The sequence below is a fragment of the Natronomonas sp. CBA1123 genome (assembly GCF_009741925.1).
GTDB lineage: Archaea > Halobacteriota > Halobacteria > Halobacteriales > Haloarculaceae > Natronomonas.
Window position 1 is genome coordinate 14687 of the sequence record NZ_WPCC01000039.1, and the last position, 17148, is coordinate 31834.

At 64.4% G+C, this 17148-nt stretch carries 14 protein-coding genes; 9 read left to right on the forward strand and 5 right to left on the reverse strand.

Going from position 1 to position 17148, the window contains the following annotated elements:
* The first annotated feature begins 39 nt into the window (after positions 1–39).
* On the forward strand, positions 40–1962 hold the full coding sequence (locus GJ631_RS14615; RefSeq protein WP_197425090.1) for a type II/IV secretion system ATPase subunit: 1923 nt from the start codon (positions 40–42) through the stop codon (positions 1960–1962).
* Entirely contained in the window at positions 1959–4073 is a 2115-nt protein-coding gene (locus GJ631_RS14620; RefSeq protein WP_156709860.1) for a type II secretion system F family protein, read from the forward strand. Before GJ631_RS14615 ends, GJ631_RS14620 begins: the two co-directional genes overlap by 4 nt.
* On the opposite strand, the gene GJ631_RS14625 is transcribed toward GJ631_RS14620, so the two are convergent.
* From GJ631_RS14625 to GJ631_RS14640, 4 genes are read right to left on the reverse strand one after another with little or no spacing between them, the layout of a single operon-like run.
* Complete coding sequence (locus tag GJ631_RS14625) at positions 4074–4457, reverse strand: hypothetical protein (protein ID WP_156709861.1); 384 nt, start codon at positions 4455–4457, stop codon at positions 4074–4076.
* A 24-nt stretch (positions 4458–4481) separates the two neighbouring features.
* Positions 4482–5741: an ABC transporter ATP-binding protein gene (locus GJ631_RS14630; protein WP_370518689.1), complete on the reverse strand. Its 1260-nt coding sequence runs from the start codon at positions 5739–5741 to the stop codon at positions 4482–4484.
* The gene (locus GJ631_RS14635; RefSeq protein ID WP_156709862.1) at positions 5738–6709 is read right to left on the reverse strand and encodes an ABC transporter ATP-binding protein; all 972 of its coding nucleotides are present in this window, start codon (positions 6707–6709) and stop codon (positions 5738–5740) included. The genes GJ631_RS14630 and GJ631_RS14635 overlap by 4 nt, the downstream gene beginning before the upstream one ends.
* A complete protein-coding gene (locus GJ631_RS14640; RefSeq protein ID WP_197425092.1) occupies positions 6706–7809 on the reverse strand; it encodes an ABC transporter permease in 1104 nt (367 codons plus the stop codon). Before GJ631_RS14640 ends, GJ631_RS14635 begins: the two co-directional genes overlap by 4 nt.
* A 142-nt stretch (positions 7810–7951) precedes the next feature.
* On the opposite strand from GJ631_RS14640, the gene GJ631_RS14645 reads away from it, so the two are divergent.
* On the forward strand, positions 7952–8905 hold the full coding sequence (locus GJ631_RS14645; RefSeq protein ID WP_197425094.1) for an ABC transporter permease: 954 nt from the start codon (positions 7952–7954) through the stop codon (positions 8903–8905).
* Here the strand turns inward: GJ631_RS14645 and GJ631_RS14650 are convergent, their stop codons facing one another.
* Positions 8906–9553 carry a helix-turn-helix domain-containing protein gene (locus GJ631_RS14650; RefSeq protein ID WP_156709865.1) on the reverse strand — a complete coding sequence of 216 codons (648 nt, stop codon included), beginning with the start codon at positions 9551–9553 and terminating at the stop codon, positions 8906–8908.
* Between the two features lie 110 nt (positions 9554–9663).
* On the opposite strand from GJ631_RS14650, the gene GJ631_RS14655 reads away from it, so the two are divergent.
* The 6 genes from GJ631_RS14655 to GJ631_RS14680 form a co-directional block, all read left to right on the forward strand.
* On the forward strand, positions 9664–10608 hold the full coding sequence (locus GJ631_RS14655; protein ID WP_231753997.1) for a ribonucleoside-diphosphate reductase: 945 nt from the start codon (positions 9664–9666) through the stop codon (positions 10606–10608).
* A gap of 292 nt (positions 10609–10900) precedes the next feature.
* Entirely contained in the window at positions 10901–11971 is a 1071-nt protein-coding gene (gene aceA / locus GJ631_RS14660) for an isocitrate lyase (RefSeq protein ID WP_156709866.1), read from the forward strand.
* A 142-nt stretch (positions 11972–12113) separates the two neighbouring features.
* Complete coding sequence (gene aceB / locus GJ631_RS14665) at positions 12114–13418, forward strand: malate synthase AceB (protein ID WP_370518690.1); 1305 nt, start codon at positions 12114–12116, stop codon at positions 13416–13418.
* Positions 13419–13487: 69 nt separating this feature from the next.
* Complete coding sequence (gene truA / locus GJ631_RS14670) at positions 13488–14294, forward strand: tRNA pseudouridine(38-40) synthase TruA (RefSeq protein ID WP_156709868.1); 807 nt, start codon at positions 13488–13490, stop codon at positions 14292–14294.
* 37 nt (positions 14295–14331) lie between these two features.
* A complete protein-coding gene (gene pepF, locus GJ631_RS14675) occupies positions 14332–16119 on the forward strand; it encodes an oligoendopeptidase F (protein WP_156709869.1) in 1788 nt (595 codons plus the stop codon).
* Between the two features lie 120 nt (positions 16120–16239).
* A partial coding sequence (locus GJ631_RS14680; RefSeq protein ID WP_156709870.1) for an AAA family ATPase occupies positions 16240–17148 on the forward strand: 909 nt, incomplete at its 3' end.

Sequence of the window (17148 nt, forward strand, 5' to 3'; positions counted from 1 at the left end):
CAGCAAAAGTTTAGGTGTGGTAACGTACATCATGTACGTATGTGGGGTGACGACAGCGAGGGGGACTCGGAGAGTCGTACAGGTGAGGACGGGTTCGAAACAGCCTCCGACGGGGGCGTAACTGACAGTGAATCCACCGGAGAGCTGTCCGTAACGCAAGCTCCGAAGTCGGACCGTAGCGGACTCAGGGAAGCGTCTCGCATCTTCAGGGACTACATCGACCTCGTCGTCGGTGGTGACGATTCCCTCTCGGAAGTTCCCGGGACGGGCGTCGACCGACTTCCGATGGACGACCCGATTCGGGACCACCCGACGCGAATCGAGGTCATCGCCGACGTGGTGGAGTTCTCGGGTGTCACGAACGAACTCCCTATCGAGACGCCCGACCCCGACGCCCTTCGCGAGGAGTGGTTCGATTTCAGTTATCTCCGCGCTCACGAGGAAGTGGAACGCTACTGGGTCAACGAGCCGTACGCGTACGTGTCGATTCTTCGGAGCGACGTCGACGGCGAACTCCACTACCGGGTGACGGAACCGGCATTGGGCGCCTTCGAGGAGTACATCCTCGAGGAGTTGACGCGCATCCTCCGGAACAACCTGATGTACGAGGACCTCGGCAGCGAGGCCGAACGCGCCTCGACGTTCGACCGGCGGGTCATCGAACTCATCGACGACCATACGGCGTCGCTGTCGGCGCTGTCGATTCACAAACTCGCCTACTACCTCCGTCGGGACTTCGTCGGCTACGAGCGAATCGACCCGTTGCTGTCGGACGATGCGGTCGAGGACATCTCCTGTGACGGGCGGGACCTGCCCGTGTTCGTCTACCACCGGGATTACCGCGATTTGGATACGAACATCACGTTCGGCGAGTCCGACCTACGCTCGTTCGTCACGCGACTGGCCCAGCGGGCCGGCAAACACCTCTCGGTGTCGAACCCACTCGTCGACGCGTCGCTGCCGGACGGCTCCCGAGTACAGTTGACCTTCGGCGGCGAAATCGCCACCCGGGGACCGAACTTCACGATTCGGCAGTTCTCGTCGGTGCCGGATACGCCCATCGACCTCATCAACTGGGGGACGTTCTCCGTCGAGCAGATGGCGTATCTGTGGCTCGCCATCGAGAACAACCGCTCGTTGATGTTCGCCGGAGGGACCGGCGCCGGCAAGACCACGTCGCTGAACGCGGTGTCGTTCTTCATCCCCAAGAAGAGCAAAATCGTCTCCATCGAGGACACTCAGGAGGTGTCGCTGCCGCACGAAAACTGGGTGCAGTCGCTGACCCGGGAGTCGGCGACCGCCGACGGCTCCGGGGAGGTGACGATGTACCAACAGCTCCAGACCGCCCTCCGGCAACGGCCCGAGTACCTGCTGGTCGGTGAGATTCGGACCGAATCCCGGGTGGCACTCACGTTCTTCCAGGCGATGGCGACCGGACACACGGCGTACACGACGGTCCACTCCGAGTCCGTGATGGGCGTCATCAACCGACTGGAGAACGAACCGCTCAGCGTTCCGACCCAGATGATAAAGGAACTCGACATCATCTCGATTCAAAAGCAGGTGTTGTTGGGCGACGAGCGCGTCCGGCGCAACCAGAACATCACCGAGTTAATCAGCGGCGGCGAGGGCGACGACATCCTCGCAAACGAGGTGTTCGAGTGGAACCCCAGAGACGACAGCTACAACGAGAAGTTCGATTCGAACGTTCTCGACGAAATCGCGGCCGACCGTGGGTGGTCGGCCAAGCAATTGCAGTCGGCTATCGACGGCCGAAAGCGGGTTCTGGAGTACCTCCTGGAGAACGATATCACGTGGTGGGAGGACGTCGCCCGCGTCATCCACTCGTTCATCGAGAACGAGGAGCGCGTCTTGGAGGAAATCGAGAACGGGGAACTCCAGTCGGCGGGGATGCTTGAAGAGGGGGTCTCCGACGAGGGAATATTCGAGGACGGACGATGAGCCACGACGACCCCGAGAGAGATGGCCCGGACCGAACGAACGGTTCGGATGAGGCGGCCGACGGAACCACACTCAGCGACGGCGGAACCGAAGAGCGACTGCCGGTGCCGGAGTACGAGCGAAAGCAGTACCTCCCCACGAGCGGCCTTCCGACCGCACGACGCAAGGTGTTGGTCGAGAAGTTCGGCCCAGTCCGAACGTACTTCAAAGCCCGCCCGGACGAACACTTCGGTCTCCAGCGTCGGCTCAATCAGGCCCGTCTCGGACTGTCCTACGACGTGTACCTGACGCGAACCGTGCTGTACTCGGTCATCGTCGGGTTGTTGTGTGCGCTGTTAGGCCTCGGCTTGACGGTCGCGCTGTCGCGATTGGGTGTCCTCGCGGGCATCGAATCTCCCATCTCGGTATCCAGTGGGACGGTACTGTCCGATGTCGTGTTGTTCGTCGCAGCCAACCGGGTGTTCTTTTTCGGGGCGACGGCGACGCTCCTGTCGATGTTCCTCGGTGCGACGGTGACGTGGATTGCGCAGTATTACTACCCCTACATTCTGGTCGACAGTCGGCGGCGGAACATCGACGTGATGCTGCCGCACGCCATCGTCTACATGTACGCGCTCTCCTACGGTGGGATGGACTTCATCACGGTGCTGAAGCGGATGGCCGAGGCCGACGAAACGTACGGTGAAGTCGCCCACGAGTTCGACATGGTCGTCCGCGACGTGGAGGTGTTCGGCAACGACCTGTTCACGGCGATACGCAACGCCCGGAACCTCACGGCCAGCGAGAACATGGAGACGTTCCTCGACGACATGCTCAGCGTCCTCGACAGCGGCGGGAACGTCACCGAGTTCCTCCGCGACGAGAGCGACAAGTACATGCAGCGGAGCCAGGAGGAACAGAAGCGGTTCCTCGAGACGCTGGCGATGCTCAGCGAAGTGTTCATCGTCGCCTTCGTCGCCGCGCCGCTGTTTCTCATCATCACGCTCATCATGATGACGTTCCTCGGCTCTGCGGGGTTCAGCATGCTGTTCGCCATCGTGTACCTCGTGATTCCGCTCGGGATGCTGGGGTTCATCGTCCTCGTGTCGATGCTCTCGGAGCCGTACCGCTCGCCGAACCACAGCGTGACCACGGATTCGGACCTCTCTTCGCCGACCGAGTGGTTCGACGACGACACACAGCACACCATTGTACGACGAATTCGGCTCCGTCGCCGGCTCGACGAGTTCCTGTCGAGCCCGTTGAAGCCGCTGCGACGGCGCCCGGAGTTGACGCTGCTGTTCTCGGCCCCCCTCGCGGTCGCGTATCTGGCCGTCGCCGCCGTCGTGTTCGGGGCTCCATCGGTCGACGGGGTCCTCTCGACGCCGTTCCGGACGACGAACCTGTTTTTCGTCGCGCCGTTTCTCATCGTGGCGACGCCGATGGCGTTCGTTCACGAGCAGAGTCGCCGACAGCGGCGCCACGTCGCGTCGCGGTTACCCGACGCGCTCGATATCCTCGCGAGTTCGAACCAGATGGGCGTCTCGCTCGTCGAGGGGTTCGGACTGGTCGCCCGGAACGTGACCGGCCGCTTCGCCGAGGAACTCCGCCACGTCCGAAACGACATTCGCTGGAACCACGACATGCGCGATGCGCTGTTGTCGATGGCCGACCGCATGGCCGTCCCGCAGTTGACCCGGACCTGCAAAATCCTCGCCGAGGGGAGTCGCTCGACCGGAAACCTCCATCAGGTGTTGAAAATCGCTGCTCAGGACACGCGACACCGTCTCCAGATGGAACGGGCCCGCGAGCAGGAACTCCAGACGTACGTCGCGGTCGTCGCAATCGGCTTTCTCGTCTATCTCGGCACCGTCGTCGTCATCGACCAGAGTTTCCTCGCGCCGGTCATCGAACGCATCGGTGAGACCGAAAGCGGCGAACTCGACCAACTCATCAGCGTCGGCGCCGGCGACGTGTCGACGTACAACGCCCTGTTCCTTCACTCGGCGCTGGTGCAGGCCGTCGGAACCGGACTCATCATCGGCGAACTCGCCGACAGCGACGTTCGAAGCGGTCTCAAATACAGCATCGCACTGGTGCTCGTCGCGCTGGCAGTGTTCGCGTTCGTGTAATCACCCATCACCTTCGGACGCTTCCGCCTCGCCCCCCGTCCCGCTTTCCTCGAACAAGAGGTACACGAACAGCACGAACAGGCCGGCCTGAACGACTTTGTCGACGAGACCCAGAGTCAGCATCGGCGCGCCGTCGAGAACCCAGACGATGGTCATCACGCTGATGTAAATCGCTCCGACGAGATACAGCACGGCGCTCCAGAAATTCGTAAAGTAGACGATGAAGCCCGCGAGGAGTCCCAGCCCCAGCACCGCGAAGACGTGGTTGCTCGTCGTCGTCGCCAACGCGAGGTGGATAGCGGCGCTGACGAACGACAGGACGACGAGGGCTGCCCTCGGGAGCGTCCACTCGACGTCTCGCAACTCGAAGCGCTCGGCGGCCATTACCCCGGCTTCTCCGAGGAGTCACTAAAACGGCGGCGATTCGTCACGACGATGACAGGCCGCCGAGCCGACGGGGGTGTCGTGGGTCTCGGGCTCGCGGCGCTCACACACCGTGGTGAACGACGTTTCCAGTTGCTCCAGTGCGGCCTCCTCGTCGCCGGCGAGGAGAGAATCAAGCGCTGCCGAAAGCGCCCGCTCGGCGTCGCCGTCGGAGAGGGAGTCGGGAACGCCGTATCGCTCCCGGAGCGCCGTCCGGAGGCGTTCGTCGGAGGCATCGTTCAGTCGGCCTCGGAGTCTCTCGACATCGATATCGTCGGCCGCGACCGCGAGTCGCAAATTCAGTACTGTCCGGAACGTTTCGGCGTCGATGTCGAACGCCTCGGGCGGGATAACCACGGGACAGCGGGTGTGGAACCGACAGCCCGATGGTGGGTCGGCGGGGTCAGGCACGTCACCGTCGAGCGGTTTCGCCTCCCCGCGCTCGCCGGGGTCGAGCGTCGGCACGGCGTCGACCAGCGCCTGCGTGTAGGGGTGCTGTGGGTCCTCGAAGACGGCCTCGACCGGCCCTCGTTCGACGATTTCGCCGAGATACATGACGGCGACGCGGTCACAGAACCGACGGACCGTGCGGATGTCGTGGCTGATAAAGAGGATGGCGAGGTCGTGGCGGTCCTGTAGCGTCTCGAGCAGCGAGAGGATTCGTGTCTGGACGCGCTCGTCGAGGGCGCTCGTCGGTTCGTCGGCCACGAGGAGGTCGGGGTCGAAGACGAGCGCCCGCGCGAGCGCGAGGCGCTGTTTCTGCCCGCCGGAGAACTCGTGTGGGTAGCGGTCGGCCGTCTCGGGGTCGATGCCGACTCGTTCGAGGCGGTCGGCGACGAGTTCCTCGCGGCGCTCGGGGTCGCTCACGCCGTGGATGTCCATCGGCTCTGCGACGGATTCGCCGACCGGAATCCGAGGGTTGAACGCCTCGTCGGGGTTCTGCAACAGCAACTGCGCGCGTCGGCGAAACTGGTTCAATTCGCCGTCGTCGAACGACCCCACGGACGCCCCGTCGAACCGAACCTCTCCGCCGGTGGGCGATTCGAGGTGCAACAGCGACCGCGCGGCGGTCGATTTGCCACACCCCGACTCGCCGACGAGCGCGAGCGTCTCGCCGCGCCGCAACTTGAGGTCGATACCGTCGACGGCCCTGACGTGGCCGACCGTCCGGCGAAGGAATCCGCGTTTGACCGGATAGTGTTTTTTCAGGTCCCGAACCGACAACAGCGGGTCGTCGTCGCTCACGACCCCTCACCTCCGAGCGTCCCGATGTCGTAGTCGGGACCGTAGAAGACGCAGGCGACCTCGTGGGCCGGCTCGTCGTCGGCGGCGTGGAACGACGGACGGCCCTCCGCACAGTCCGGAACCGCGTAAGGGCACTCCGAGCGGAACGGACAGCCGTCGTCGGCGGGCGTCGGGCGGTCGTCGCTACCATCGGCGGTTCCCCGAAGCGACTCGAAGAGAAGCCGCGTGTAGGGGTGGGCCGGTCGTTCGAACAGCGTTTCGACGCCGCCGCGTTCCATCACGCGACCGCCGTAGAGGACGACGACCCGGTCGGCTAACTCCGCGACGACGCCGAGGTCGTGGGTGACGAGCAACACCGCGAGGTCGCGCTCGGCGCTCAACTCCCGGAGGAGTTCCAGCAGGCCGGCCTGTAGCGTCACGTCCAATGCCGTCGTCGGTTCGTCGGCCACGAGGAGGTCGGGGTCGGCGGCCAGCGCCACGGCGATGGCGACCCGCTGTCGCATCCCGCCGGAGAGTTGGTGCGGATAGGCATCGATGCGCTCGGCGGGGGCGGCGATGCCCACGTCCTCGAGCAGCGAGACGGCGCGGGCTCTCGCCTCGTTTCGGGAGGCGTCGTCGTGGAGGCGTATCGCCTCGATTATCTGGTCGCCGACGGAGTAGACGGGGTCGAGACTCGTCCCCGGTTGCTGGAAGACGTGGGCGATTCGGTCCCCGCGGACCGACCGGAGCGTGCGGTCGTCGCAGTCGGTCAACTCCCGGCCGTCGAAGCGGACCGACCCGTCGACCGCCGCGCCGTCTGCGATTCGGGTCAGCGCCTCACACGCCGCCGTCTTCCCCGACCCCGTCTCGCCGACGAGACAGACGACTTCGCCGCGGTCGACGGTGAAGTCGACGCCGTCGACGGCTTCGACGGGTCCCTCGTCGGTCGGAAACTCGACGCGGAGCCCCTCGACGGACAGCAGCGTCATCGTTCACCTCGCGGGTCGAGGGCATCTCTGAGGCCGTCACCGACCAATTTACAGGAGACGGCCATCGCCACGAGTGCGATGACGGCCGGCAGGGGGACCCACCAGTGTTGGGCGGAGACGACGGTCCGCCCCCACGACAGCAGGTCGGGGTTCGTCAGGTCAAGAAAGGCGATGGCCGCCTCCGTCAACACGAGTATCGGCACGAGGTGCGCCGTCACCGTGACGACGGCGTTGGAGACGTTCGGCAGGAGATGCCGGCGGAGGAGGTGACCCGTATCGCCTCCGAGATTTCTGGCGGCCAGTACGTACCCCAGTTCGCGCCGTTGGCGCGTCTCGCTGCGTATCAGTCGCGCGGCGCTGCCCCAACTGAACAGCCCAAAGAGGACGACGAACAGCGCGAGACTGCGGTTCGAAAGGCTGACGATGAGGACATAGACGATGATGGCGGGGACCGTCTGTTGGGCGTCGATACCCGTCACGGCGATTTTGTCGACCCAACCGCCGCGGTAGCCGGCGAGAAGTCCGACGACAGTTGCCAGCGGGACGACGAGGAGGCCCGCGATGAAGGTGATGAGCGTCGCGATACGAGCGCCCGCCACTGTCAGGGCGAGAACGTCCCGACCGAATCGGTCGGTCCCGAGTGGAAACCTGAGCGAGCCGTGACACTGTCCCTCGACGACCCGGCCGGAACACGAGGGGACTGCGACCATCGACCGCTCGAAGAACAGCGGTGGTTGGGTGGCGTACAGGAGGTTGTGAGTGACGGGGCGAACGTACGGCCCGAACAAGCCGATGACGACGATACTCGTGAAGACGAACAGGGCGACGACGGCGCCGGTGTCGGTCCGAAACCGTCGCCAGACGCGGGCGGCGTCTCGGCGTCGACGGGCCGTCGCAACGACGAGTGCCGCGAAGACGCTCAACGAGAGCAGGAACAGCCACTCCAGCGGCGAGACCTTCCACTGGCCGACGAGGTAGACGTGAGCGACGTAGTAGTCGTACAGATAGAGCGAGGAGACGGCCGCGACGCCGACGAGAAACGTCGTGACTGCCGGGGATGGCCAGTCGAATCCGGAGCGTTCGTCAGACCAATCGAGCATGGGCAACTCTTCTGACGGCATGGAGGGCAGGGACAGGCTAACTGTCCGATGGCAATTGAAAAAACTTTATGTTCCGAGGGAAGTTGCCACGGCACATGCCCTCCCGGCAACGAACCGTTCGCCGCCGTTCAGTGGGACACACATGAGCGTCCACCGACTCCTCGCCCGACGGCTTGTCCTGTCGGCCGTCACCGTATGGGTCGTTCTCTCGGCGATGTTCCTCCTCATTACCGTCGCCCCCGACTCCCGACTCGGTGGCATCCTTGGTGCCGCGGCCTACGGCGGAGCCAACGTGACGGAACTGCAGGCTCTCGAACAGCAGTACCTCGAAACCTACGGCTTCGACAAACCGATAGAAGTCCGGTACGTCGACTGGATGACCACTATCCCGACGTTCCAGTGGGGTGAATCGTTCGTCTCCGGGGAGCCGGTCCGTGGGATAGTCGCCGGTCGCCTCTTGCGGACGCTCCAGTACGTCCTCCCTGGGACGGTGCTGGCGACCGTCGCCGGCGTCTCCGTCGGCGTCTACGGGTCGTTGCGGCCACGCTCCGCCGGCGACCGGGTCGGTCGACTGGCCGCCTACCTCGCCCTCGCCGTGCCGAACTTCTATCTCGCCTACCTGCTGGCTGTCCACGTCGGTGACGTGACGCTCCTGACGGGGAGTCGGTGGGTTCCAAGCGACCTCTGGACCGGCTACGTCTTCCCGACCGTACTGCTGTCGACGACACTCGCGGGCGCGCTCGTGAGTTACACCCGCGCGAGCGCCAACGAGTACGTCGACACGGCGTTCGTGAAACTGGTCCGGGCGAAGGGTGGCTCCGAGTGGCGCGTGGCTGTCCACGTCCTGAAGAACGCCGCACCGCCGCTGTTCGCGCTGCTGTTCGCCGAGTTGCTGGCGGCGCTTCTCGTCGCCGTCTTCGTCATCGAGACGGTGTTCGGAATCGACGGCTTCGGGTCGCTCGTGCTCACCTCAGTCTACGACCGCGACGTGCCCGTCCTGTTGGCGATAACGTACGTCGTCGTGCTGGTCGGCGTCGTCGGGAATCTCCTGCAGGATTTCGTCTCGGCGACGCTGGACCCCCGAACCGAGTCGTGACTACTGGACGAGCGTCGACAGCACCTTCCCCTCGACCTTCCGGAGGTGTTCACCGACGGTGCCCGCCGAGACACCCACCTCGCCGGCGATGTCCTCGTGGGTCGCGTTGCGCGGCACCTCGTAGTACCCCATCTCGACGGCGGCCTCCAGAATCTCCTGTTGGCGCTCGGTGAGCACCGAAAACAGTTGCTCGGAGTCGGGGTGGTAATCGCCGATACCCTCCAGCGACAGGGTCAGCGAGTCCGGAATCGAGTCGACGACCCGCTGGATGGTGCCGTCGTCGCCGACGAGCGTCACCCGGACGCCGCCCGACTCCAGACAGTCGATGGGCGTCTTCAGGACGATTTCGTTGTCCTGTGTAATCGACAGCAGACGCCGCACCGTCTCCGTGGGCTGGAAGTGGATGTACGCCAACCCCTCGTGGTCGCCGGAGACGTCGTGGGCGATGACGTCGCCCTGCTCGTCCAAGATTTCGGCGACGGCCTCGAGGTTCCCACGGACGCTGTACAGCGACACACAACTGCCGTCGGAGAGGAGGTTTATCTGGTGAATCGCGTCCCGGGTGACCGTCGGGTCGCCGGCGAGTGCTTGGTCTGCCGGCTGGAGGCCCCCTCCCTCCGGCGAGATGACGACGGTCGCATAGCGCATATCGCGAGGTGCGCACCGAGGTGCCTTAGTGTTGTGCTCACACACTGTTTTTAAACACCCCTCGGATGGCGGGCGACACGACGATTGCTCGTTCCGCCCTCCGTGGTGGTATGACGCAGATAGAAGACACGACCCGAGAAATGCGAATCGACCCCGACACCGTCGGCGGCGGTTACTTCAAACACGCCGTCTACAATCACTGGGACCCTTACGAGGACATTGAACAGGAACTGCTGGAGCAAGACCGGAAACGGCTCGTCGAAAGCGAAGAACTCGACGAGTCGGCGTTCGGTGACTTGATGCAGACCGTCGCGCTGTTCGGGGCGGGCGAGGAGGCGGTCACGGAGGACCTCGCGCCGCTGATGTTGGCGCTGGACGACATCAACGACCAGATGTTCGTTTCCAGCCAAATCTACGAGGAGGCCAAACACACCCAGTTCTTCGACCGCTTCTGGCGAGAGGTCATCCTGCCGGTCGCCGAGGAGCGTGGCTGGGAGCAGGTCGCCCCGACCGACCAGCGGTTCTTCCTCGACGGCTACATCGAGCTCTTCGACCGCACTGAAGAGGCGATGGAGACGCTTTTGACCGACGACACCCCCGAAAACCGCGTCCGGGCGTACTGCCATTACCACCTCGTGGTCGAGTCCGTGCTGGCTCAGACCGGCTACTACGGCATCACTTCCTCGATGTCCGACCGGGGGAGCGACGACGTGGCTAAAGAGGACCTCCCACATCTCGACGGACTGGTGAAGGGTATCTCGTTCATCCGCTCCGATGAGGGCCGGCACGTCGGCTTCGGGATGCAGAAGGTTCAGGCTCACCTCGCCGAGGACGGCGTCGACGAGCAGATAGTCCGCGATACGCTTCAGGAACTGATGCCGCTGGTCGCCGAGACGGTCAGCGCGACCGACGAGGTCATCAACCCGATGCCGCTGGTCGACTACGCCAGCGAGAAGCTCACCCGCCGCATCGAAATCATCACCGACCAGCAGGCGACGATTCCCGACGTCGAAGAACTCGTCGCCCTCGACGACGAGCCTGCTGCAGCCGACTGATTCAGCCGGTTTCCTTCGTCTCAGCGACAGAAACGGCGATTTCGTTTCGCCTCGCCAAGGGGTGTTAGAGAATCCCAATCCCTTAAAGACTCCAAACAGTCTAGCCAGTATTAACATTATAATTCATAAGGGTTTTGTACCAGTCCCCGCTCTTCACGAGTGCACAAGATGAGTGACTCCCAGCCCCGCTTCCCGGAGACCCGTTCGGAGGAGACGGGGCTGGAGGAACTCAGGAACCAAATCCGGCGACTCGAAGGCGCTGCCGTTCGGTCCCGGTAATCTACATCCAACCATGGCACACGACAACGACGGAGAGGACAAGGTCGCAAGCCGAGTCCAGAACACCGAATCGATCGTTCGAGACGTTGACAACCCGGCCGCTCGCGAACTCCGCGAGAAGTTCGAGAAGCAGGACTTCACGTTCGCGCCCGGTCTCTACCACGCCCTCGACGCCCGCCTCGCCGAGATGGCCGGCCTCGACGCCGCCTACATGTCGGGCTACTCGACGGTTCTGGGCCAGTTCGGCTTCCCGGACCTCGAGATGGTCACGATGACCGAGATGGTCGAGAACGCAAAGCGCATCGTCGAAGCGACGAACCTGCCGGTCGTCGCCGACGCTGACACCGGCTACGGTGGCATCCACAACGTCCGCCGCGCCGTCCGCGAGTACGAGAAGGCCGGCGTCGCTGCGGTCCACATCGAGGACCAGACGACGCCCAAGCGCTGCGGCCACATCGCCGGCAAGCAAATCGTCTCCCGAGAGGACGCCAAGGCCCGATTCAGCGCGGCCGTCGACGCCAAGCAGTCCGAGGACACCGTCATCATCGCCCGAACGGACGCCTACGGCTCCGCCAACGGCGACTGGGAAGAGCACCTCGAGCGCGGCCGCATCTACGCCGACGCCGGCGTCGACCTCGTCTGGCCCGAGATGCCCGACCCGTCCCGCGAGGACGCCGTCAACTACGCCGAGACTATCCACGAGACCCACCCCGACCTGGACCTCGCGTTCAACTACTCCAGCTCCTTCGCGTGGAGCGAGGAGGAGGACCCGCTCACGTTCCAGGAACTGGGCGACCTCGGCTACCAGTACATCTTCATCACGCTGTACGCCCTGCACTCCGGCGCACACGCGGTCTACGAGGACATGGCGAACATCGCCGAGAACGACGAGGAAGCGCAGTGGGACCTCGAAGGTCGCTACCTCGGTCACGAGACCGAGAGCCACCACGAGCTTTCGTTCGTCTCCCGCTTCCAGGACATCGAGGCGCAGTTCGACCCCGCCGCAAAGGAGCGCATGGAGAAGTCCGCGGGCTTCACCGAGGACGAGAACGAGCCGCTCACGTCCGAGCAGGACGACGACTAACGGCTCCCTCGACCGACGAGTTTCCTTTCTTTCGACGCACGCCGAGTCACTACTGTACCCGCCGATAGGACCGTCAATGAAGCCGATTCGGCCACCTTTAATAACCGCGGGTGAATCTCTCCGAGTGACTCAGATGACTGCAATCGACAAACGACGACACGAGCGGAAGTTCGTCCGAACGTTCTTCACGACCCCCACTGCTGTCGAGGGCGAAGACGACTCTGCCAAGATGCTCGCGAACGCCTCCGAGCTCCGCGGCATGCAGGCCCCCGACGTGTGGGTCCCGGACAACGAGGACGCCACCGCGCCGAACATGCGCGACGAGGGCGCCCAGAACATTATCGACGTGGTCTCGGAGAACGGCGCCGACTTCCCCGGCGAGATTCACCCCCGCGTCGTCTGGCACCGCGACAGCCCCGAGACGCGCTATCAGGGCTTCCAGCACATGCTCGAAATCGCCGACCCCGCAAACGGTGCCGTCGACGACATCGACGGCTTCGTCATTCCGGAAGTCGGCGACATCGACGACTGGAAGAAGGCCGACGAGTTCTTCACCATCGTCGAGAACGAACACGGCCTCGAAGAGGGTAGCCTCAAGATGTCGGTCATCATCGAGAGCGGTTCGGCCGAACTCGCGATGGGCAAGCTCCGCGACGAGATGGGCAAGCCGACCAACAACCTCGAACGCATGTTCCTGCTCGTCGACGGCGAAGTCGACTACACGAAGGACATGCGCGCCATCACGCCGACGGGCGAACTGCCGGAGTGGAAGGAACTCCGCCACAACACCTCCCGCGGCGCCAGCGCCAACGGCCTCATCGCCGTCGACGGTCCCTTCGACGACATCCGCAACGTCGAGGGCTACCACGACCGCATCGAGGCGAACAACGCCATGGGGATGCTCGGCATCTGGTCGCTGACACCGGGTCAGGTCGTCGAGGCCAACCAGTCGCCGCTGCCGCCCGCCGAGGGTAGCTGGCTCATCGACGCCGACGGCCGCGAGGTCGAACTCGAAAGCGCCGACGGCGTCGAAGTCTACGAGGGCGACCGCATCAGTCTCGAAGAGACCGGCGACGGCTACACGCTGACGGTCGGCTCCGACACCTACGAACTCGACGACGAGGAGGCGCTCCACGAGGAGCTGCTCGGCCTGCTCGATTACGTCCCCAGCATGGACGACATCGTCGACTCCATGGAGGAGTTCGAGGCCGCCAAGGAAGCCGGCAAGGGCGCCATCGCGATGACCCAGTCGGCGACCGTCCGCATCGACGGCGTCGAGGTCGACGTCGCCAAGGACCGCATGTGGGACGAGGCGACCTACCAGGCCCTCATGACGCCTATCGCGCTGTTCCAGGACGTCTACGAGAACCGTCCCGACCAGCACGACGACCTCGCGGAACTGTACAGCGAGGACGTCGTCGAGCGCGCGGTCGAAGTCGGTAACTGAGGATACACGTTTCATTTCTTTCGACGCCGGGCCGACACTGCCAAGAGTCGGCGGGTCTCCACCATCGGTATGCGCGCCTTTCGGGTGGCCTACGACGGGACCGGCTATCGAGGCTATCAGCGCCAGCCTCACGGGGACACCGTCGAGGATACGCTGTTCGAGGCGCTTTCGGAACTCGGCGTCGGCTTCGAAGAGGGGTCACCGGTCGGCTACGCCGCCGCGGGCCGGACCGACGCCGGCGTCTCCGCCCGCGGCCAGACGGTCGCCTTCGAGGCTCCCGAGTGGCTCCGACCGCGGGCGCTCAACGGCGAACTACCGGCCGACGTGCGGGCGTGGGCAGACGCCGACGTTCCGGCATCGTTTCACGCCACACACGACGCCATCGAGCGGACGTATCGGTACTTCCTGTACGCGCCGGACCTCGATGTCGAGCGGGTTGCCGAGGTCTCTACACGACTCTCCGGGGAACACGACTTCCACAATCTCACGCCCGACGAGACGGGCACCGAGCGAAACCTCTCGGTGAGCGTCGAACGCGAGGGCTCGTTCCTCGTCGTCGACTGTCGGGCCGGCGGCTTCGCTCGGGAACTCGTCCGACGGGTGGTGTCGCTGCTCGAAGCCGTCGCGACAGGCGAGCGCGAGGCGGGGTTCCTCGAGCGGGTCCTCTCGGCGGAGCGACTCTCCGGTCCCGACGGGGTCGCCCCTGCTGTTCCCGAACCACTGGTGTTGCTCGACGTTCGTTACCCCGGCATCGAATTCACCGTCGACGAGGCGGCAGCCGAAAGCGTCTGCGAGGTGTTCGACCGGCGGCGCCGAGAACGGTTGGCGGGCGTACGCGTCGCGGAGACGCTCGCGGGTGACCGCCAGCGGGAATGACGACGGGTTTAGAAAGATACGCTTCGTAGCCGTGGCCATGAGTTCGGTTCCGGAACGGAGCGACATCGACGAGGCGTACACGTGGGACCTCACGGACCTCTTCGCCGACGACGAGGCGTGGGAGGACGCCTACGAGGCGGTCGAAGAGCGACTCGAGGACCTCAGGGCCTACGAGGGCCGCGTCGCCGAGGACGCCGAAACCCTCCAGGAGATACTGGAACTCCGGGAGTCGGTGATGCGTGAAGTGTCGAACGTCGCCGCCTACGCGCGGATGCGGAAAGACGAGGACACCACCGACCAGCAGTATCAGGCCCTTTCGGCGCGGGCGCAGTCGCTGGCGGCCGACGCCTCCAGTGCGGCGAGTTTCATCGAACCCGAACTCCAACGGCTCGACCGGGAGACGATACAGGAGTTCGTCGACGAGAACCCCGACCTCGCGGAGTACGACCACTACTTCGACGACGTGTTGCGGATGAAACCTCACACCCGGTCGGCGGAAATCGAGGAACTGCTGGCGGATTTGAGCGAGGTGACGGGTGCGGCCGGCGACGTGTACAACATGCTGACGAACGCCGACATGGAGTTCCCCTCGGTCGATGTCGACGGCGAACCGCGGCGCATCACGTTGTCGAACTTCACGAAACTCCAGAAACACCCGGACCGAGACGTTCGCCGGCGGGTGTACGAGGCGTTCTACGACGAGTGGAGCGAGTACCGCAACTCGGTCGGAACGGCCTACAAAAACAGCGTGAAGGCCGACTCGAAACTCGCGGCGGCGCGGAACTACGACTCCGCACGGGAGGCCGCACTGGACGGCCCGAACGTCCCTGCCGACGTGTACGACACGCTGGTCGAGACGGTGGAGTCGAACCTCGACGTACTCCATCGACACGCCGACCTGAAACGCGACGCCCTCGGCGTCGAGGAACTGAAGATGTGGGACCTCTACGCGCCGCTTGCGGATTCCGAAAGCCCCGACCTCCCATACGAGGAGGCCAAAGACCACGTCATCGACGCCGTCGAACCGCTCGGCGACGCCTATCAGGAACGGATGGCGGAGGGGTTGGAGTCGCGGTGGGTCGACGTCTACGAGACGGCGAACAAGCAGTCCGGGGCCTACAGCGGCGGCACCTACGACAGCCAGCCCTACATCCTGATGAACTATCAGGACGACATCGCCTCGATGTACACGCTGGCCCACGAACTCGGCCACTCGATGCACTCGGAGTTGACGAGCGAACAGCAGCCCTACGTGTATTCGGGCTACGAGATTTTCGTCGCGGAGGTCGCTTCGACGGTCAACGAGGCGCTGCTCACCCACCACCTGCTGGAGACCATAGACGACGAGACGTTCCGTCGGCACGTCATCGACGAGTACCTCGAACGGTTCCGCTCGACGCTGTTCCGGCAGACGATGTTCGCCTCCTTCGAACACCGCGCCCACGAACTGAGCGAGGCCGGCGAGGCGCTGACTCCGGACCGACTCGACGGCATCTACCGCGACCTCAAGGAGGACTACTACGACCCCGCCGACGTCGACGACCGCATCGCCCGCGAGTGGATGCGCATTCCGCACTTCTATCGCGCCTACTACGTCTACCAGTACGCGACGGGCATCTCGGCTGCCAACGCCATCGTCGACCGCATCCGTGAAGACGGCGAGGGGGCGGCGGCCGACTACCGCGAGTTCCTGCGGTCGGGCTCTCGCGAATATCCGCTGGAACTGCTCGAAACCGCCGGCATCGACATGTCCTCGTCGGCCCCGGTCGAGTCGGCCATCGAGACCTACGACGAGATGGTCGCCGAGTTCGAGCGACTCGAGTAGCCACGAGCATTTCGACCGTTTGAATCGGACGAATCCCCGTGTGGAACGTGTGTCACCCCCTACCGCAAGCGTCTCCCACACCCAAAGCCACTTTTAATCTCGAACGCGTACCTGCCGCCAATGTCGCATAGTCCTTCGCTCCCCGACCGGCCGACGCTGGACCTCGACCCCGAAATGTCGGAGTCCGAACGGCTCTCGGCGCTTCGGGACCACTACATCGACGTCGCACGCGTCCACGACGAACTGTCGGCACAACTGGAATCCGCACGGTCGCGGCAGTCGGAACTCCGCGAGGAGGTTTCGGCGCTCCAGGAGGAAAACGAGGCGCTGAAAACCTCCTCGCTGTACATCGCGACGGTCGAGGAACTCACGGACGACCAGGCGCTACTCAAACAGCACGGCAACAACCAGGAAGTCCTCACGGACGTTTCGCCGCGGCTGTACGACCGCATCGAGGCCGGCGACCGCGTCGCCATCAACGACTCCTTCGCCATCCAGACGCTTCTGGACACCGAGACGGACGCCCGCGCACAGGCGATGGAGATTTCGGAGAAACCGGGTGTCGACTACGACGACATCGGTGGTCTCGAAAGCCAGATTCAGGAGGTCCGGGAAGCCGTCGAGGACCCACTCACCAACCCCGAGAAGTTCGAGTCCGTCGGCATCGAACCGCCGACCGGCGTCCTGCTGCACGGGCCGCCGGGGACGGGGAAGACGATGCTGGCGAAGGCCGTCGCCAATCAGACCGACGCCACCTTCATCAAGATGGCCGGCTCCGAGCTGGTCCAGAAGTTCATCGGTGAGGGCGCACGCCTCGTCCGTGACCTCTTCGAGTTGGCTGCCGAACGGGAACCCGCCATCATCTTCATCGACGAAATCGACGCCATCGCCTCCAAACGGACGGAGTCGAAGACCTCCGGCGACGCCGAGGTCCAGCGGACGATGATGCAACTGCTCTCCGAGATGGACGGCTTCGACCAGCGCGGTGACATCTCCATCATCGCGGCGACGAACCGCTTCGACATGCTC